The 18,134-nt window shown below is 68.3% G+C and carries 16 protein-coding genes and 1 riboswitch; of the genes, 8 read left to right on the forward strand and 8 right to left on the reverse strand.

The features are described 5' to 3' along the window. The 8 genes from JWQ05_RS01900 to carA all read right to left on the reverse strand — a co-directional run. Positions 1–101 (reverse strand): LysR family transcriptional regulator (locus tag JWQ05_RS01900; protein ID WP_299653682.1); only part of this gene is annotated, 101 nt, incomplete at its 3' end. A gap of 272 nt (positions 102–373) precedes the next feature. Beyond that, entirely contained in the window at positions 374–1,348 is a 975-nt protein-coding gene (gene trxB / locus JWQ05_RS01905; protein ID WP_299653642.1) for a thioredoxin-disulfide reductase, read from the reverse strand. Between the two features lie 14 nt (positions 1,349–1,362). Continuing rightward, entirely contained in the window at positions 1,363–2,394 is a 1,032-nt protein-coding gene (locus tag JWQ05_RS01910) for a mitochondrial fission ELM1 family protein (protein WP_299653645.1), read from the reverse strand. Between the two features lie 29 nt (positions 2,395–2,423). Further along, the gene (locus JWQ05_RS01915; protein ID WP_299653647.1) at positions 2,424–2,927 is read right to left on the reverse strand and encodes a hypothetical protein; all 504 of its coding nucleotides are present in this window, start codon (positions 2,925–2,927) and stop codon (positions 2,424–2,426) included. Positions 2,928–2,943: 16 nt separating this feature from the next. After that, entirely contained in the window at positions 2,944–3,420 is a 477-nt protein-coding gene (gene greA / locus JWQ05_RS01920) for a transcription elongation factor GreA (RefSeq protein WP_200935803.1), read from the reverse strand. Between the two features lie 126 nt (positions 3,421–3,546). Then, positions 3,547–7,032, reverse strand: coding sequence for a carbamoyl-phosphate synthase large subunit (carB, locus tag JWQ05_RS01925; RefSeq protein ID WP_299653650.1), 3,486 nt, complete (start codon positions 7,030–7,032; stop codon positions 3,547–3,549). A gap of 164 nt (positions 7,033–7,196) precedes the next feature. Then, entirely contained in the window at positions 7,197–7,574 is a 378-nt protein-coding gene (locus JWQ05_RS01930; RefSeq protein WP_299653653.1) for a hypothetical protein, read from the reverse strand. A gap of 225 nt (positions 7,575–7,799) precedes the next feature. Further along, complete coding sequence (gene carA / locus JWQ05_RS01935; RefSeq protein ID WP_299653656.1) at positions 7,800–9,038, reverse strand: glutamine-hydrolyzing carbamoyl-phosphate synthase small subunit; 1,239 nt, start codon at positions 9,036–9,038, stop codon at positions 7,800–7,802. A gap of 223 nt (positions 9,039–9,261) precedes the next feature. On the opposite strand from carA, the gene JWQ05_RS01940 reads away from it, so the two are divergent. From JWQ05_RS01940 to JWQ05_RS01975, 8 genes are all read left to right on the forward strand, one after another. Next, a complete protein-coding gene (locus JWQ05_RS01940) occupies positions 9,262–9,723 on the forward strand; it encodes a GatB/YqeY domain-containing protein (protein WP_299653661.1) in 462 nt (153 codons plus the stop codon). 86 nt (positions 9,724–9,809) lie between these two features. Next, complete coding sequence (gene dnaG / locus JWQ05_RS01945; protein WP_299653664.1) at positions 9,810–11,735, forward strand: DNA primase; 1,926 nt, start codon at positions 9,810–9,812, stop codon at positions 11,733–11,735. A gap of 200 nt (positions 11,736–11,935) precedes the next feature. Further along, positions 11,936–13,930, forward strand: a complete 1,995-nt coding sequence (gene rpoD, locus JWQ05_RS01950) for an RNA polymerase sigma factor RpoD (RefSeq protein ID WP_299653667.1) — start codon at positions 11,936–11,938, stop codon at positions 13,928–13,930. Positions 13,931–14,085: 155 nt separating this feature from the next. Then, on the forward strand, positions 14,086–15,336 hold the full coding sequence (locus tag JWQ05_RS01955; protein ID WP_299653670.1) for an adenylate/guanylate cyclase domain-containing protein: 1,251 nt from the start codon (positions 14,086–14,088) through the stop codon (positions 15,334–15,336). 48 nt (positions 15,337–15,384) lie between these two features. Further along, positions 15,385–15,513, forward strand: a riboswitch (TPP riboswitch). Between the two features lie 101 nt (positions 15,514–15,614). Beyond that, entirely contained in the window at positions 15,615–16,799 is a 1,185-nt protein-coding gene (gene thiO, locus JWQ05_RS01960; protein WP_299653687.1) for a glycine oxidase ThiO, read from the forward strand. Next, positions 16,796–17,008: a sulfur carrier protein ThiS gene (gene thiS / locus JWQ05_RS01965; protein ID WP_299653673.1), complete on the forward strand. Its 213-nt coding sequence runs from the start codon at positions 16,796–16,798 to the stop codon at positions 17,006–17,008. The genes thiO and thiS overlap by 4 nt, the downstream gene beginning before the upstream one ends. 3 nt (positions 17,009–17,011) lie before the next feature. Beyond that, entirely contained in the window at positions 17,012–17,803 is a 792-nt protein-coding gene (locus tag JWQ05_RS01970; protein WP_299653676.1) for a thiazole synthase, read from the forward strand. A gap of 97 nt (positions 17,804–17,900) precedes the next feature. Next, the coding region (locus tag JWQ05_RS01975; RefSeq protein ID WP_299653679.1) for a thiamine phosphate synthase at positions 17,901–18,134 on the forward strand (234 nt) is incomplete at its 3' end.

An 18,134-nucleotide genomic window follows, 5' to 3' on the forward strand; every position in this document is an offset into this window, starting at 1 on the left:
CGGCTCACCGCCGACTGGCTGAGGCCGATGTCGTCGCCGGCCCGCGTGAAGCTGCCCGCTTCCGCGACGTTGAGGAAGATGCGGATCTTGTCCCAGTCCAAGGCGTCCACTCCCGTACGCGACCCGACGCCGGCCGACTACGTGTCCCGTCGCGGAAGGCATCCGCGATCCGGGCAAGCATGCCGGCTCCGTCGATGTCGCCAAGCCCGGCAGACCCCATCGCGAATGCTGCGCGGGAGAGCGGCATTCGCGGCGAAGTCATGCGGCCAGCGCCGACGGCGCATGCCGTCAACGCTTAGGTTAGTGGGATGACCTTGCGATTGTCTTGACGCCGCGCGCAAGGCGCATGGCGTCGCCGTCCGCCGAAATTTTCCTATTCGGCGGCCGCTTGTTGCGGAGTTTCGCCGATTTCGAGCGCGGCGAGATACTTTTCCGCGTCGAGAGCGGCCATGCAGCCCATGCCGGCGGCGGTGATCGCCTGGCGGTAGACGTCGTCGGTGACGTCGCCCGCCGCGTAGACGCCCGGGATCGCCGTGTGGGTGGTGCCCGGCGCCGTGTCGATGTAGCCGCCGTCGCGCATGGCGAGCTGGCCCTCGAAGATCCCGGTCGCCGGCTGGTGGCCGATGGCGATGAAGACGCCATCGGTCCGGCGCTCGCTGATCTCGCCCGTGCGGGTGTCCTTCAGGCGGACATGCGTCACCGAGGGCGGCTTGTCGCCGCCGCAGATCTCCTCGACCGCATGGTGCCAGACCACCTCGACATTCGGGTGCTTGAACAGCCGCTCCTGCAGGATGCGCTCGGCCCGGAACTCGCCCCGGCGATGGACGACCGTGACCTTGGAGGCGAGGTTGGCGAGATAGAGCGCCTCCTCGACGGCGGTGTTGCCGCCGCCGACCACCACGACCTCCTTGCCGCGGAAGAAGAAGCCGTCGCAGGTGGCGCAGGCCGAGACGCCGAAGCCCTGGAACTGGGCCTCGGACGGCAGCCCGAGCCACTTGGCCTGGGCGCCGGTGGCGATGATGACCGCGTCGGCGGAATAGGTCTCTCCGGAATCGGCTTCGAGCTGGAAGGGCCGCACCTTCAGGTCGACCTTCGTGATGTATTCCGAGACGATCTTCGTGCCGACATGCTCGGCCTGGAGGCGCATCTGCTCCATCAGCCAGGGGCCCTGGATCGCGTCGGCGAAGCCCGGGTAGTTCTCGACGTCGGTGGTGATCATCAGCTGGCCGCCGGGCTGGAAGCCGGAGATCATCAGCGGCTCGACCATGGCGCGCGCGGCATAGATCGCGGCGGTGTAGCCCGCAGGGCCGGAGCCGATGATGATGAGCTTGGAATGCGTATGGGCCATCGTGTCCGTCTCCTTCAGGCCCATCGCGCGCGGTGGTCGGCATAGGCCTTGGCCATCGCGTCCGCGATGGCGGGTGTCGCATCCAGGGGTGGGTAGCGCAATTCCTCGAGGCGGCCGACGAAGGGCTTCAGCGCGCCCGCCATCGCCAGCCCGGCAAAGAGCCGCCTGTGGCGGATATAGGTCTTCGGCAGGTCGAACAGGAGGACGGGCGCGCCCGTGCTGACGGCCTCGCCCACCATGTTGGACGAATCCGAGGTGACGACGATCTGCTCGGCGAAGGCGAGCATCGACACGTAGGGGTTGGCGCCGGAGCCGTCCCAGAAGAACCCGCCCTTGTCCGCGACGAGGCTCCGCAGGGCGTCGCGCAGGTTGCCTGGCGTGCGCCGGGACACCGTGACCATCAGCGAGCAGCCGCCCTCGGCGAGTTTGGTCAGGTCGCGCAGCAGGCGACGCATGTCGATCGCCCGATAGGTCAGGTGACGGCTGTCGCCGCCGACGAGGACCGCGACCCGCGGCCAGGGCAGCCCGGCGAGGCGCGGGTCCGGCGCCGCGCGGGCGGCCTCGATGCGGGCCGCCGACACCTGATGCGGCGGGGTGAGGGTGGTGAAGACGTTTGGGCCGCGCAGGTCGTCGTAATCCGGGACCCAGACGAAGTTCGCGGTGTCGTGCCCGGTTCGCGGGTCCTTGAGGAAGGCCGTGAAGGTGCGCCCCTCCGAGGCCTGCCGGACGGCGCGCAGATACGGCACCGAGCGGCGCCCCGAGGCGATCAGCAGGTCGGGAAGCGGGCCGGCGAGGACGCCCCTGGCGCTGCCCGGCTGGTCGCGCGGGTCGATCGGCCCCCAGGGCGCCATCCAGCCGAAGGGCGGCCGGGGGTCGATGCGCCGCACCTCGAAGGGCAGGCCCAGCGTCTCCGCGATGGCGATGCACTGGTTCTCGTCGCCGGCCTTGCCGTCGGTGACGATCCAGGTCCGGGCCCGGGCAAGCTCGGGGAGGGGAGACGGCGCGGGTGCGCCGGGAGCGGTAGCCATCGCGGACGCTGCCGACATCGGACGATCCTGGTCAATGCCGGAGCGGGTTAATCCTTGGGGAGCGCCCGGCGCAGCCAGCCGGCGTAATGCTGGGCGACGGCCGTGACGCGCCGGCGCTCGGACTCGGCGTCGTACCAGGCGCCACCCGAACTCGCGGGCGTGGCCGAGAGCTGGGGATGGCGGGCGAGGATTTCGCCCCGCCGCCCAACGAGCAGCGCCTCACCGTCGAGATAGTCGCTCTGGGCGCCGCCGCCGAAGCGCCCACGCCCGCCCTCTCCGCCGACATAGGGGCCGATCGACAGCCCCTTGATGCGCACCACGAGGACGGGTCCGCGCCCGCCGAGCTGATCCGCGAACTCGGTCCGCAGGGCGGCGAGCAGATCCTCGCGCAGGGCGAGCGCCTGGCCGCCGGCACCCTGGGCGATCAGCGGCTGCACATCGACGCGGACATCCGACAGGCGCTCGGCCCCGAGGCTCGGCAAGCCCTGAGCCCGCGCCGAGCCCAGCAGACCGGCGAGGGCGAGCACCGCCCCCACCGCACGCCATGCCATGGGACGCATCGGTGGATCAGACGCCGTACTGGACGGCGACGACCTCGTAGGACTTGCCGCCGCCGGGCGTGGTCACCTCGACCGTGTCGCCGACGCCCTTGCCGATCAGCGCGCGGGCGATCGGCGACGTGATGGAGACCAGCCCCGAGCGCACGTCCGCCTCCGGCTCGCCGACGAGCTGGTAGGTCTTCTCTTCCTCGGTGTCCTCGTCGAGGAGCTTCACGGTGGCGCCGAACTTGATCTTCGTGCCCGAAAGCTTGGTGACGTCGATCACTTCGGCACGCGAGATCATGCTCTCCAGTTCGAGAACGCGGCCCTCGTTGTGGGACTGCGCTTCCTTGGCGGCATGGTACTCGGCGTTCTCCGACAGGTCACCGAGGGCGCGGGCCTCGGCGATCGCCTGAATGATGCGTTGGCGCTCCACCTGCTGGCGGTGCTTCAACTCCTCCTCCAGCGCCGCGTAACCGCGTACCGTCATCGGAACCTTGTCTATCGTCATCGTCTCGCGCCACAATGAATAGGCCCGGTCAGGAGCACGTCGCTCCCTCCGGGCCAAAGTAAGAAGGTCCTGAACCGCTGACGACACGGCCCCCGTTCAAGACGGAAGCCGCGCGTAAATTCAGGCCGCGAAGTATTCCTGCAAGGCGCGGACCTTGAGATCGCCTCCGAGATAGGCCTTGATTCCCTCGGCCGCCGCCATCGCTCCGGCAAGAGTGGTGTAGTACGGCACTTTATGCAAGAGGGCAGCGCGCCGGAGCGAACGCGAGTCCGAGAGCGCGCCCGCACCCTCGGTGGTGTTGAAGACCAACTGGATGTCGCCGTTCTTGATCGAGTCGACGACGTGCGGCCGGCCCTCGAGAACCTTGTTGACCCGCTCTGTGGGCACGCCCTGCTCGGCGAGGTAGCGCTGCGTGCCGCTGGTGGCGACGATCGTGAAGCCGAGCTCGGAGAGCAGGCGGATCGTCGGCAGGATGCGCTCCTTGTCGGCATCGCGCACCGAGACGAACACCGCCCCGTCTTTCGGCACCAGGGTGCCCGAGCCGAGCTGGCTCTTGGCGAAGGCGACGCCGAAGCTCGAATCGAGGCCGATGACCTCGCCGGTGGAGCGCATCTCGGGACCGAGCAGCACGTCGACGCCGGGGAAGCGGGCGAAGGGGAAGACGGCTTCCTTCACGGCGATGTGTTCGAGCACCTTCGGTTTCAGCCCGAAGCTCGACAGCGACTCGCCCGCCATGACGCGCGCGGCGATCTTGGCGATGGGTTCGCCGATCACTTTGGCGACGAAGGGCACGGTGCGCGACGCCCGCGGGTTCACCTCCAGCACGTAGATCACGCCGTCCTTGATCGCGTACTGGACGTTCATCAGGCCGCCGACCTGAAGGGCAAGGGCCATCGCCTTGGTCTGACGCTCCAGCTCGGCGATGATCTCGAGCGAGAGCGAGCGCGAGGGCAGCGAGCAGGCGGAATCGCCCGAATGGATGCCCGCCTCCTCGATGTGCTCCATGATGCCGGCGATGAACACGTCGCTGCCGTCGCAGATGGCATCGACGTCGATCTCGGTGGCATCCGACAGGTAGCGATCGAACAGCAGCGGGTTCTTGCCCAGCACCGTGTTGATCTGCCCCGTCTTGTCGTTGGGATAGCGGGCCTTGACGTCGGAGGGGATCAGGCTCGGCAGGGTGTCGAGGAGGTAGTCGGCGAACTGCGCCTCGTCGCGGATGATCGCCATGGCCCGGCCGCCGAGGACGTAGCTCGGCCGCACCACGAAGGGCAGGCCGAGATCGGAGGCGATGAGCCGGCTCTGCTCCACCGAATAGGCGATGCCGTTCTTGGGCTGCTTCATCCCGAGCTTGTCGAGGAGGCGCTTGAACTGGTCGCGATCCTCGGCGAGGTCGATGGCGTCGGGCGAGGTGCCGAGGATCGGCACGCCGGCGGCCTCCAGAGCACGCGCGAGCTTCAGCGGCGTCTGCCCGCCGAACTGCACGATGACGCCGTGAAGCGTCCCGGCCTGCCGCTCGGTCTCGATGATCTCGAGGACATCCTCCTGCGTCAGCGGCTCGAAATAGAGCCGGTCGGAGGTGTCGTAGTCGGTCGAGACCGTCTCGGGGTTGCAGTTGACCATGATGGTCTCGTAGCCGGCCTCCGACAGCGCGTAGCAGGCGTGACAGCAACAATAGTCGAACTCGATCCCCTGGCCGATGCGGTTGGGACCGCCGCCGAGGATGATGATCTTCTTGGCGTCTGTCGGTTGCGCCTCGTCGACGACGGTGCCGGCGAAGGGGGCGACGTAGGTCGAGTACATGTAGGCGGTCGGCGCCTTGAACTCGGCCGCGCAGGTGTCGATGCGCTTGAACACCGGACGCACGCCGAGTGCCCGGCGCGCGGCGCGCACGCTGTCCTCGTCCGTTTTGGCGAGCACGGCGAGGCGGGCATCGGAGAAGCCCGCGGCCTTGAGCTGGCGCAGCGCCCCAGGGGTGTTGGGGATGCCGTGCGCCTTGACCCTGTTCTCCAGGTCGATGATCGCCTGGAGCTGTTCCAGGAACCACGGATCGATCTTGCAGGAGGCGTGCACCTCCTCGTGGCTGACGCCGAGACGCAGGGCCTGTCCGACCTTCAGCAGGCGGTCCGGCGTCGGCGTGCCGATGGCGGCCTTGATGGCGTTGTGGTCGTCGCCCTTGCCCAGGCCCTCGATCTCGATCTCGTCGAGGCCGGTGAGGCCCGTCTCCAGGGAGCGCAGGGCCTTTTGGAGCGACTCGGCAAAGCAGCGGCCGATCGCCATCGCCTCGCCCACCGACTTCATCGCGGTGGTGAGCGTCGGCTCGGCGCCGGGGAACTTCTCGAAGGCGAAGCGCGGGATCTTGGTGACGACGTAGTCGATCGACGGTTCGAACGAGGCCGGGGTGGCGCCGCCCGTGATGTCGTTTGCGATCTCGTCGAGGGTGTAGCCCACCGCGAGCTTGGCCGCGACCTTGGCGATCGGGAAGCCGGTGGCCTTCGAGGCGAGGGCGGACGAGCGCGAGACGCGCGGGTTCATCTCGATGACGATCATCCGGCCCGTGGCCGGATCGATGGCGAACTGCACGTTCGAGCCGCCGGTCTCGACGCCGATCTCGCGCAGCACTGCCAGCGAGGCGTCGCGCATCACCTGGTATTCCTTGTCCGTCAGCGTCAGGGCCGGCGCGACGGTGATGGAATCGCCCGTGTGGACACCCATCGGATCGATGTTCTCGATGGAGCAGACGATGATGCAGTTGTCGTTCCTATCGCGAACGACCTCCATCTCGTATTCCTTCCAGCCGAGGACCGATTCCTCGATCAGGACCTCGTTGGTGGGCGAGGCGTCGATGCCGCGCTCGACGATGTCCAGGAATTCCTCGCGGTTGTAGGCGATGCCGCCGCCGGTGCCGCCCATGGTGAAGGACGGCCGGATGATCGCTGGCAGGCCGACTTCGGCGAGCGCGATCAGCGCCTGCCCGATGGCGTGCTCGCCGTAGCGCTTGCGCCGCTCGGATTCCCCCGAATGCCACTTCTTCTCGAAGGCCGCGAGGGCGGCGGCGCGGGCCTCGCCCTCGTTGGCGGCCTCGATGCGGGCCACTTCGGCCAGATACTTCGCCCGGTCCGCCTTCTTGGCGGCGGAGGCGTTGGCGAGCGCCGATTTCGGCGTCTCCAGGCCGATCTTGGTCATCGCGTCGCGGAAGAGGTGGCGGTCCTCGGCCTTGTCGATCGCCTCCGTGGTGGCGCCGATCATCTGGACGTCGAATTTTTCGAGGACGCCCATCTTCTTGAGCGACAGGGCGCAGTTCAGCGCCGTCTGTCCGCCCATGGTCGGCAGCAGGGCGAAGCCGCCCGGCACCGCGTAGCGCTCCTTCTCGATGATCTTGGCGACGATCTCGGGCGTGATCGGCTCGACATAGGTCGCATCCGCCATGTCCGGGTCGGTCATGATCGTGGCCGGGTTCGAATTCACCAGCACGATCCGGTAGCCCTCCTCGCGGAGCGCCTTGCAGGCCTGGGTGCCGGAGTAATCGAACTCGCAGGCCTGACCGATGACGATCGGTCCCGCACCGATGATCAGGATCGTGGAAATGTCGGTGCGTTTCGGCATCGGGCGCCCTGGCTGCAGGCACGCGCGCCCAGCCTTGCACGGTGCCGGAAGAGCGGCACGGGCGAGGGGGCGCAAGCGGCGTGGATTGTCGTTGATCTTGGCACTTACACGCAGCCCGCCGGCATTGGAAGGGCGTGCGGGCGCAACGGCGTGGGTGGCCGGGCTCAGACGCCGAGATAGAGGGCCGAGACCGCGCGATCGATGGAAAGGGTGAACACCCCGAAGGCCACGCAGGCGGCCGCCGCGAACTCGATGGCGGCGTTGGAGAGCGTCTGGCTCCGGCGCAGCATCTCGCGGCCGTAATACAGGCCGATCCAGGCCAGCGTCATCACGACCGGCAGCGCGAACAGGAACGACCAGGTGCTCTCGACACGGTCCAGGCCCGTGGCGGGGTCGATCAGCGCGCGGATGTTGCGGACCCAGGGTGCGTAGCAGGCGGAGTAGAGGGCCGTCATCCACGCGAGGCCGACGGCCACGCCGAGATGGAAGGTGAAGAGGCGATGCAGGCGCGTGAAGTCGTCGCGCGCGTCGTCGAACGTCATGTGGAATCCCCGCGAAAGCCTGGCTGCGATCAGGCGACGATCCTCGAAGGTCGTCGTTAGCGCGCCGTTAACGGTGCGGGGATGCCCGGAAATGCGGGATTTTTTATGACGCGACGGGAACCATTCTGTGACTCGCGCCAACCGTGCCGGTCCTCGTAGGCCGCGCAACCCGACGATGAATCCAGCCCGGGCCGGACGGCATACCCGCCGTCCGGCCCGGGGATCTCAGTCGGCGGTGGTGACCAGGGTCTCAGGCTTGCCCGCCTTCATCAGGGCGACGAAGCGCTCGAACAGGTAGTGGCTGTCGCGGGGGCCGGGCGAGGCCTCTGGGTGATGCTGGACCGAGAAGGCCGGCCGGTCGGTGAGGGTGAGCCCGCAATTCGAGCCGTCGAACAGCGAGATATGGGTCTCCAATGCGGTCTCGGGCAGGCTCGCCGGGTCCACCGCGAAGCCATGGTTCATCGAGACGATCTCGACCTTGCCGGTGGTCTTGTCCTTGACCGGGTGATTCGCGCCGTGGTGGCCCTGCGCCATCTTCACGGTGCGGCCGCCGAGGGCGAGGCCCATGAGCTGGTGCCCGAGGCAGATGCCGAAGGTCGGGACCTTCTCGGCCAGCAGCGCGCGGATCACTGGCACGGCATATTCGCCGGTGGCCGCCGGGTCGCCGGGGCCGTTCGACAGAAACACGCCGTCGGGTTTCATCGCCATGATCTCGTCGGCGGTGGTCGTTGCAGGGACCACTGTCACATCGCAGCCCGCATCCGCCAGAAGGCGCAGGATGTTGCGCTTCACGCCGTAATCGATGGCGACGACCTTCAGGCCCTCGCCGGGCTTGCGGTCGCCGTAGCCGCGGTTCGCGCCCCAGGTGGTCTGCGACCATTCCGAGCGCTCCCGGCTGGTCACCGGCGGCACCAGATCGAGACCCTCCATCGGTGCCAGCGCGGCGGCACGGGCCTTCAGGTCCTCGCGGTCGAACCGTCCCTCGGGATCGTTGGCGATGATCGCGTTCGGCATGCCGTGGTCGCGGATCAGCGCGGTGAGCGCGCGGGTGTCGATCCCGGTGATGCCGACGATGCCGCGCGCCTTGAGCCACGCGTCGAGGTGGCTCGACGAGCGCCAGTTCGACGGGTTCGTCACGGCCGAGGCGATCACGGTGCCGCGCACGCCGGACGCCGGGGCGGCGTCGAGGCTCTCCAGGTCCTCGTCGTTGGTGCCGGTATTTCCGATATGCGGGAAGGTGAAGGTGACGATCTGGCCCGCGTAGGACGGGTCCGTCAGGATCTCCTGGTACCCCGTCATCGCGGTGTTGAAGCAGACCTCGCCGTCGGCGATCCCCGTCTTCCCGATGCCGAAGCCTTCGAGCACCGTGCCGTCGGCGAGGACGAGGAGTGCGGTCGCGAGGGGCTCGGCCCAGGGTGCGGGCGTGTGTGTGGAGGGCGACTTGGCGCCGTCATCTTGCAGCATCGGCGTGATCTCGCTTATGTCCGGCCGATCCCGGCGCCGTGAAGCGGCGCGTGCGGGCGGCTTGTCGTGCGGCGCTCATAACGAGCGTGCCGCGTTTGGGTCAATGTGGCCCTCGCGGCGGCGCGTCTCAAGAAGTCCGGTTTGCGCAGCAATTCGCAGACCACGCTGTGCACACCACGCGTGTCTGCGGCGCCCCGGGTTCATTGGTTCAGGAGTCTCGACGATGCTGCGCGCCCGCCTCACCACCGAAATGAAGGAGGCCATGAAGGCCGGCGAGAAGGCCAAGCTCGCCACCGTCCGGATGATCCAGGCGGCCCTGAAGGACAAGGACATCGAGGCGCGCGGCCTCGGACGTGAGCCGGCCTCCGACGAGGAGATCCTCGCGCTGCTCCAGAAGATGATCAAGCAGCGCAACGAATCGGCCGCCGTCTACGACCAAGGCGGCCGGCCCGAGCTCGCCGAGAACGAGCGCAACGAGGTCGCGATCATCGCGAGCTACCTGCCGCAGCAGATGGACGAGGCCGAGACCCGCGCGGCGATCGACAAGGCCGTGGCGGAGACGGCCGCCGCCGGACCGAAGGACATGGGCAAGGTCATCGCCGTCCTGAAGGGCGCCTATGCGGGTCGCATGGATTTCGCCAAGGCGAGTGGCCTCGTGAAGGAAGCGCTGAACGCCAAGGCATGAGGGGTCGTCGGCGCCGGACGTCTGCGTTGGAGACTCTTTAAGGCTCGGCCGCTAAGGTAGGCGGCCGCAGAGGTCTGGTCCTTGCCGTGCGCTACCCGCCCCACATCCTCGAAGAGATCCGCGCGCGCCTGCCCGCATCCGATATCGTGGGACGGCGCGTTCGGCTGAAGAAAGCGGGCCGCGAGTGGCGTGGCCTGTCGCCGTTCAATGCCGAGAAGTCGCCCTCGTTCTACGTGAACGATCAGAAGCAGTTCTACCACTGCTTCTCCTCGGGCAAGCACGGCGACGTCTTCACGTTTCTCATGGAGACCGAGGGTCTGAGTTTCCCGGAAGCCGTGGAGCGTCTGGCGGCCGAGGCGGGCGTGTCCTTGCCCGCGCCCAGCGCGGATGCCCGCGAGCAGGAGACGAAGCGCGCCGGAGCCTTCGAGGTGATGGAGATGGCGGCCGCCTTCTTCGAGGACCATCTGAAGGGGCGCGCCGGCACGGAGGCCCGCGCCTATCTCGACCGGCGCCAACTCGGCCTGGAGACGCGGGAGCGCTTTCGCCTCGGCTACGCGCCCGGCGAGCGCTACGCCCTGCGCGACTATCTCGCCGCGAAGGATGTGGACAAGGACCTGATGGCCGAACTCGGCCTCCTCGTCTCGGGCGAGGACATCCGCGTGCCCTACGACAAGTTTCGCGACCGGGTGATGTTTCCGATCACGGATTCCCGCGGACGGGTCATCGCCTTCGGCGGCCGGGCGATGCAGAAGGACGCCAAGGCGAAGTACATGAACTCGCCGGACACGCCGCTCTTCCACAAGGGCCAGATTCTCTACAACCTGCACCAGGCCCGCAAGCCCGCCCACGATCGGGGCGTGATCATCGCGGTGGAGGGGTATGTCGACGTCATCGCGATGACGCTGGCGGGGCATCCCAATGCGGTGGCGGGCCTGGGCACGGCGCTCACCGAGGAACAGATCGGCCTGCTCTGGCGCAACGCCGACGAGCCGATCCTGTGCTTCGACGGCGACGGGGCCGGGCAGCGCGCCGCCTTCAAGGCCCTCGACGTGGCACTGCCTGGCCTGACGCCGGGCAAGTCCCTGCGCTTTGCGATGCTTCCCGAAGGCCAAGACCCCGACGACCTCCTGCGCTCCGAGGGCAAGGCCGCCATCGACCGGGTGCTGGAGGCGGCGCGCCCGCTCGTCGAGGTGCTGTGGTCGCGCGCCACCGACGGAGCGCCCCTCGACACGCCGGAGCGCCGTGCGGGCCTCGCCAAGTCCCTGCGCGAGATGGTGTCCTCGATCCGTGACGAGACCGTGCGCGGGTTTTATCGCGACGAGATCGAGGGCCGCCTGCGCGCGCTCTCGCCCCAGGCGAACCAGGGTCGGCGCGGGCCTTGGGAGCCGCGCGGGGGAGGGGCCGGACGCCCGGCATTCCAGCGCACCCCGCGCCCGGGCGATCCGCCGCCGTCGCCGCGAATCACCACCAAGTTCAACCCGCTCTACGCCGGCGAAACGAGCGCGTCCGGGCCCGTGGCCTACCGGGATCGCGAGGCGATGATCGTGTCGAGCCTCCTCGTCCACCCCGAATTGCTCGGGATCGAGGCGGAGGATCTCGCCGAACTCGAACTCGGGGACCACGACGCCCAAGCGCTGCGCTCGCTTCTCCTGGACGCGCACGCCGATGCCGATCAGCCCGGCGTGGCGGTGCTGGAGAGCCGTCTGGCCCGCGCCGGACTGGTCGAAGCGGCGGCCCGTCTCGCCTCCCACGTGCGTCCCGGAGACCGTTGGACCCTTGACGCGCATGCCGATCCTGTGCGTCTCGAAGACGCATTGCGTCAGGCCGTGATCTTGCACCGCAAGTCCGGAGCGCTAAATAGCGAACTCCGCTTGGCTGAACGGGCCCTGGTCGAGGACGAGACGGAGGCGAACTTCGCTTGGTTGTGCGACGTGAAGGCGCGAATGGCGGTCGTCGCCGGGGCGGAAGCGGATAATGAGGTGCCGGGCGCCGAAGAGGCGTCGGCCTCTTGAAGCCCGCGCATTGAACGAATTCGGCCGCCATTGGCGGCGCATGGTTAACAATCGGTCAAGCGTCTCGCTTGCATACCGGGATCCGACATCGACGCGGCCGTGACTTCGACGGTCCGCACATCACACGCATTGGGGCGTCGACGACGCGGAGCGAGCGAGACGCTCCCGCACGGCGCCGGCACGACAACCATAGGCAGACCATGGCGACGAAGGCAACGGAACGGGACGAGACGGACGCCGCCCCCGAGGCACAGTCCGACGGGCCGCTCCTCGATCTGACGGATGCCTCCGTCAAGCGGATGGTGAAGCTCGCCAAGAAGCGCGGCTACATCACCTACGAGGAGATCAACGAGGTTCTGCCCGACGGCCAGTCCGATCCCGATCAGATCGAGGACGTGCTGTCCCAGCTTTCCGAGATGGGCATCAACGTCGTCGAGGCGGAGGAGACCGAGGAGACGACCGAGGCCAAGGCCAGCGGCGAGTCCGAGGACGAGGACGGCGCGGAAGGCACCGAGGTCGCCGAGATCGCGCCGGCCAAGCCCGTCGCCCTGCGCGCCGAGACGACCAAGGAGCCGACCGACCGCACGGATGATCCCGTGCGTATGTACCTGCGCGAGATGGGCTCGGTGGAGCTCCTGTCCCGCGAGGGCGAGATCGCCATCGCCAAGCGGATCGAGGCCGGTCGCGAGGCGATGATCGCGGGCCTCTGCGAGAGCCCGCTGACCTTCCAGGCCATTATCATCTGGCGCGACGAGCTCGTCGACGGCCGGGTGCTGCTGCGCGAAATCATCGATCTCGAAGCGACCTATGCCGGCCCCGACGCCAAGAACGCGATGCAGATCGCGGAAGGCGCCGAGGAGACCGAGGAGGCCGAAGCCGAAACCCCCGCGCCGCCCGAGGGCGACGACGAGGACGACATGGAGAACAACGTCTCCCTGGCGGCCATGGAGACGGAGATCAAGCCGCGCGTCCTCGAGACGTTCGACAACATCGCCAACAATTACCGGAAGCTGCGAAAGCTCCAGATCGAGCACGCCGAGCAGAAGGCGTCCGGTGGAACCCGCACGAGTGCGCAGGAGCGCAAGCAGGACGAGCTGAAGGACGCCGTCATCACGGACGTGAAGTCCCTCTCGCTGAACGCCAACCGCATCGAGGCGCTCGTCGAGCAGCTCTACGACATCAACAAGCGCCTCATCTCCCATGAGGGTCGCCTGATGCGCTACGCCGAGAGCCACGGCGTCGCCCGCGACGAGTTCCTGCGTCACTATCAGGGCTGGGAGCTCGACCCGAACTGGATGGAGCGCGTCGGCAGCCTCGGCGGTCGTGGCTGGAAGAACCTCGTCGAGAAGGGCTCGAACGAGGTCGCCCGGTTGCGTGAGCAGATCCTGACCCTCGCCTCCGAGACAGGACTGGAGATCGGCGAGTACCGCAAGATCGTCAACATGGTGCAGAAGGGCGAACGCGAAGCCCGTCAGGCCAAGAAGGAGATGATCGAGGCCAACCTGCGCCTCGTGATCTCGATCGCCAAGAAGTACACCAACCGCGGCCTTCAGTTCCTGGACCTGATCCAGGAGGGCAATATCGGCCTGATGAAGGCGGTCGATAAGTTCGAGTATCGTCGCGGCTACAAGTTCTCGACCTACGCCACCTGGTGGATCCGCCAGGCGATCACCCGCTCGATCGCCGACCAGGCCCGCACCATCCGCATCCCGGTGCACATGATCGAGACGATCAACAAGATCGTCCGGACCTCGCGCCAGATGCTGCACGAGATCGGCCGCGAGCCGACGCCTGAGGAATTGGCCGAGAAGCTGGCCATGCCGCTGGAGAAAGTCCGCAAGGTTCTGAAGATCGCCAAGGAGCCGATCTCCCTCGAGACGCCCATCGGCGACGAGGAGGACAGCCACCTCGGCGACTTCATCGAGGACAAGAACGTCGTCCTGCCCATCGACGCGGCGATCCAGTCGAACCTGCGCGAGACCACGACCCGCGTTCTGGCGTCGCTGACCCCGCGCGAGGAGCGCGTGCTGCGCATGCGCTTCGGTATCGGCATGAACACCGACCACACCCTCGAAGAGGTCGGCCAGCAGTTCTCGGTGACCCGCGAGCGTATCCGTCAGATCGAGGCAAAGGCGTTGAGGAAGCTCAAGCACCCGAGTCGGTCGCGCAAGCTGCGCAGCTTCCTTGACAACTGAATACGGGCGTAGGCGCTCCATGATCCCGGCCGGAATGCCGTTCAGGCTTTCCGGCCGGTTTGGTTTGAACGCGAATGCTCGACTTTCGCCAGGACTGACGGCGCCGAGCGGTTGCTGCGGTTGTCGTCGTCCGATCCCGAACCTACCTTGGCCATATGTTCGATCGAGGCCCGCCCCAGCCCGCGCCCACCGCCGAAGCCGACGGGTCGGAGGCGAATGACGTGCCCTTCGGCGCGCTTCAGCAATGCGTCGCCCTACGGGACTGGTTGCTGAGCGAGGGCGCGCGGATGCCCAAGCCCGAGGACCTTCTCTCGGGCCTCGCCGAGCGGCTCATCGACCTCGGCGTTCCGGTGGATCGGGCGACCACCGCGATCGATGCCCTGCATTCGGAATATTCCGGCGTCGGCCGGTTCTGGACGCGCGAGACCGGCTCGACCGTGCGCCTGTTTCCGCACGGTGAAGCGTCGGACAAGGCCTATCGCGAAAGCCCGTTCTTCCGGGTGCACGAGACCGGCGCCTGGATGATCCTCGACCTCGCGGAAACGCCAGACGACGCCTACTCGGTGATCCGCGACCTCAAGGCCGAGGGCTACCGGCACTACATCGTCGCGCCCCTGTTCTTCACCAACGGGACCCGCAACGGCGTCACGTTCGCCACGCGGGGCGAGGCTGGGTTTCGCGACGAGGACGTGGCGATCCTGCGCTTCGTCATGCCCACGCTGGCCGCCGTGATGGAGATGCGCAGCGTCAACAAGCAACTGGATCACGTGCTGCGGATCTATGTCGGCGACGAGCCTCACAAGGCGATTCTCGCCGGCTCCATCCGGCGCGGCCACGTGCAGCGCATCCGCTCCGCCATCCTGTTCGCCGACATGCGCGACTACACCCGCATTTCCGCCGACATGACGCCGGAGGAGGCGGTGGACCTCCTCAACATCTTCTTCGATTGCCTCGTGCCGGCCATCGAACGCGAGGGCGGCGAGGTGCTGAAGTATCTCGGCGACGGTCTGCTGGCGATCTTCCGCGAGCCCGGAGACGACCTCGGCGGGGCCGCAAAGGGCGCACTCACCGCCGCGCAGAGCGCCATGGCGGCGCTGGCGGAGGCCAACAGCCTCGGGCGCTTCGCCAATCCCGTGGCCGCCGGCATCGCGCTTCACCATGGCGAGGCGGCTTACGGCAATGTCGGTTCGGGCGCGCGCCTCGACTTCACGGTGATCGGCCGCGACGTGAATCTGGCGAGCCGCGTCGCGCGCCTGAACCGGACGCTCGGCGAACCGATCCTGATGTCGAAGCCCTTCGTCGATTTCCTCTGGGACATGCCCGAGCCCCTGGGCGAGCACGCCCTCGACGGCTTTGCCGAGCCGATGGGCGTCTATCGCCCCGCGCGGGTGTCGTCGAACGCCTGACCGTTCGGCGCCGGGGATTGACCGGACGGCGGCACGGGCCCACATCAGGAGCGTTCCAGGGAGATCCCCGGCAAGGGGCTGAGAAACCGATGGCCGTCCGTTCGCGGATGGCGGCGCGGAAATCCTTCGAACCTGACCCGGTTCATACCGGCGTAGGGATTGGACCGCGGGTTTCTCATCGAGCCCGGCACGCCTCACCGGATGAGGCTGCAGCACCACCAATCTCGGCGCCGCCTGCGGAGATTGCGTTGGACGTTTCCTCGAGTGCCCCCCTCAACCTGCGACGGACCCGCGGCGACGTGCTGCCCCCCGCCGCCTTGCCGGCTCGCAGCGACGTGGTCGTGGTCGGCGCGGGCCTGATCGGCCTGTCGGCGGCTTGGCGCCTGGCGCAAGCGGGTCGAACCATCACTGTGCTGGAGCGTGACACCGTCGGCGCCGGCGCCAGCCTCGCCGCCACCGGCATGTTGGCGCCGGCGGCCGAACACGAGCCCGGCTCCGACCCGCTATTGCCGCTGGCGCTGGAGAGCCTGTCGCGCTGGCCGGGCTTTCGCGACGACCTTCAGGCGGCCGCCGGCCTCGAGATCGATTATCGAGAGGAGGGCACACTGGTGCTCGCCATCGGCCGCGACGAGGTCGAGCGCCTGCGCTTCCGGCACGATCTGCAGGTGCGCTCGGGTCTCGAGGCGCGATGGCTTTCCGGTCCGGAGGTGCGCGCCCGGGAACCTAGCCTGCGCCCCGGCATCAGCGCGGGCCTCTTCTGCGCGCACGACCATCAGGTCGATCCGAGCCTCGTCATGGCCGCCCTGGTTCGGGCCTGTCTCAAAGCCGGCGTCGTCATCGTCGAAGCTTGCCCCGTCGAGGCCCTGGTCTGGAGCGACGCTCGCGTCATCGGCGTTCGCACCGGCGGCGGTGAAGTCGGGGCCGACGTCGTGCTCCTGGCCTCCGGCGCCTGGAGCGGCGAGGCCGGCCTCCTGCCGGAAACCCTCGCGCTTCCGGTGCGGCCCCTGCGCGGTCAGTCCCTGGCCCTGCGCACGACGAAGCGCACCGGCACGCTGAAGCACATGGTCTGGACGGAACAGGTTCACATGGCGCCGAAGAGCGACGGCCATCTCATCGTCGGCGCCACGGTCGAGGATTGCGGGTTTGCGACCGGTGTCACGGCCGGAGGGCTCTACGCCCTGTTGGAGGGCGCGCGGCGCGTGCTGCCGGGCATCGAGGAGATGGCGGTCGAGGCGGTCTGGAGCGGCTTTCGCCCGACCTCCGACGACGACGCGCCGATCATCGACGCGCTGGCGCCGGGGCTCCTCGTCGCCACCGGGCACCATCGCAACGGCTACCTGCTCGCCCCGGCCACCGCCGATGCGGTCGCGGGGCTCGTGGCGAATGGGACGCTGCCCGATTACGCGCGCGCCTTCGGGCTCGCCCGGTTCCAGCAGGCGTCCGAACGGAGGGCGTTCGCGTGAGGCTGATCGTCAACGGACAGGGCCGTGAGAGTGCCGCTTCCGATCTCGACGCCCTGTTCCGGGAGGAGGCCGAGGAGACCGGCATCGACGGCCCGCAGGGCATCGCCATCGCGCTCAACGGCTGCGTGGTCCGCCGCCGCGACTGGGGGACGACGCCGATTTCAGAGGGCGATCGCATCGAGATCGTCCGCGCCATGCAGGGAGGCTGAGGCATGACCGACATCCAGAACGACACGCCCGCCGACGCCCTGGTGATCGCGGGGGTGCGCTTGAGTTCCCGCCTGTTCATCGGCACGGCCGGCTACCCCACCCAGAGCATCCTGTTCGATGCGGTGGCGGCCTCCGGCGCCGAGGTGGTCACGGCCTCCATCCGCAGGGTCTCGCTCCAGGGCCACGGCTCGGACACCCTGCGCCGGCTCAAGGGCCATCGTTTTCTGCCCAACACCGCTGGCTGCGAGACCGCCCGGGACGCGATCATGACGGCCGAGCTCGCGCGCGAGGCCCTCGACACCACCTGGATCAAGGTCGAGGTCATCGGAGACCGCGAGACCCTCTATCCCGACGTCGCAGAGCTGCTGGAAGCGTGCCGCCACCTCGTCGACGACGGCTTCACGGTGCTGCCCTATTGCAACGACGACCCGGTGGTCTGCCAGCGCCTCGCCGATCTCGGCTGTGCCGCCGTGATGCCGATGGGTTCGCTGATCGGCTCCGGCATGGGGGTGGCGAACCCGGCCAACCTCGAACTGATCTGCCGGCGCTCGCCGGTCCCCGTCATCATCGATGCGGGCATCGGCACGGCATCGGACGCGGTCATCGCCATGGAACTCGGTGCGGCCGGCTGCCTGCTCAACACCGCCGTCGCGAAGGCGGACGACCCCGTCCGCATGGCGCGGGCCATGCGCTACGCGGTGCAGGCCGGACGCGACGCGTATTGCGCCGGCCGTATCCCGAAGCGCGGCCGGGCCGAGCCGTCGAGTCCGCAATTGGGGCTGGTCGGTTCGTGAGTGCTTCGTCGCGCATGGACGCCCGAGGGTGAGGACGCTGCCTTCGCGGCTGCTCGCCGTGACCGAGCGATCGCTCGCCGACCCGCCCCTGCGAGCCGTGCACCGGCTGATCGAAACCATAGAGGGTCTCCTGGCGGCCGGAATCCGTTGGGTATGGTTTCGCGAGCGCGACCTGCCGGATCACGCACGCCGTTCCCTCGCACGCGCGGTCGCCGAGCGCGTGCGCGCGTATGGCGGCTTCCTCACCATCGGCGGTGATCCCGTCCTCGCCGCGGAACTCGGGGCGGACGGCGTGCATCTGCCGGGCGGGCCCACGCCGGCCGAAATCGAA

The organism is Methylobacterium sp. (assembly GCF_028290105.1).
Taxonomy (GTDB): domain Bacteria; phylum Pseudomonadota; class Alphaproteobacteria; order Rhizobiales; family Beijerinckiaceae; genus Methylobacterium.

What these genes read in the sequence shown, in the direction of transcription:
- trxB (WP_299653642.1), bottom strand. Translation starts at nt 1,348, where the DNA reads ATGGCCCATACGCATTCCAAGCTCATCATCATCGGCTCCGGCCCTGCG.
- JWQ05_RS01910 (WP_299653645.1), bottom strand. Translation starts at nt 2,394, where the DNA reads ATGTCGGCAGCGTCCGCGATGGCTACCGCTCCCGGCGCACCCGCGCCG.
- JWQ05_RS01915 (WP_299653647.1), bottom strand. Translation starts at nt 2,927, where the DNA reads ATGGCATGGCGTGCGGTGGGGGCGGTGCTCGCCCTCGCCGGTCTGCTG.
- carB (WP_299653650.1), bottom strand. Translation starts at nt 7,032, where the DNA reads ATGCCGAAACGCACCGACATTTCCACGATCCTGATCATCGGTGCGGGA.
- JWQ05_RS01930 (WP_299653653.1), bottom strand. Translation starts at nt 7,574, where the DNA reads ATGACGTTCGACGACGCGCGCGACGACTTCACGCGCCTGCATCGCCTC.
- carA (WP_299653656.1), bottom strand. Translation starts at nt 9,038, where the DNA reads ATGCTGCAAGATGACGGCGCCAAGTCGCCCTCCACACACACGCCCGCA.
- JWQ05_RS01940 (WP_299653661.1), top strand. Translation starts at nt 9,262, where the DNA reads ATGCTGCGCGCCCGCCTCACCACCGAAATGAAGGAGGCCATGAAGGCC.
- rpoD (WP_299653667.1), top strand. Translation starts at nt 11,936, where the DNA reads ATGGCGACGAAGGCAACGGAACGGGACGAGACGGACGCCGCCCCCGAG.
- JWQ05_RS01955 (WP_299653670.1), top strand. Translation starts at nt 14,086, where the DNA reads ATGTTCGATCGAGGCCCGCCCCAGCCCGCGCCCACCGCCGAAGCCGAC.
- JWQ05_RS01970 (WP_299653676.1), top strand. Translation starts at nt 17,012, where the DNA reads ATGACCGACATCCAGAACGACACGCCCGCCGACGCCCTGGTGATCGCG.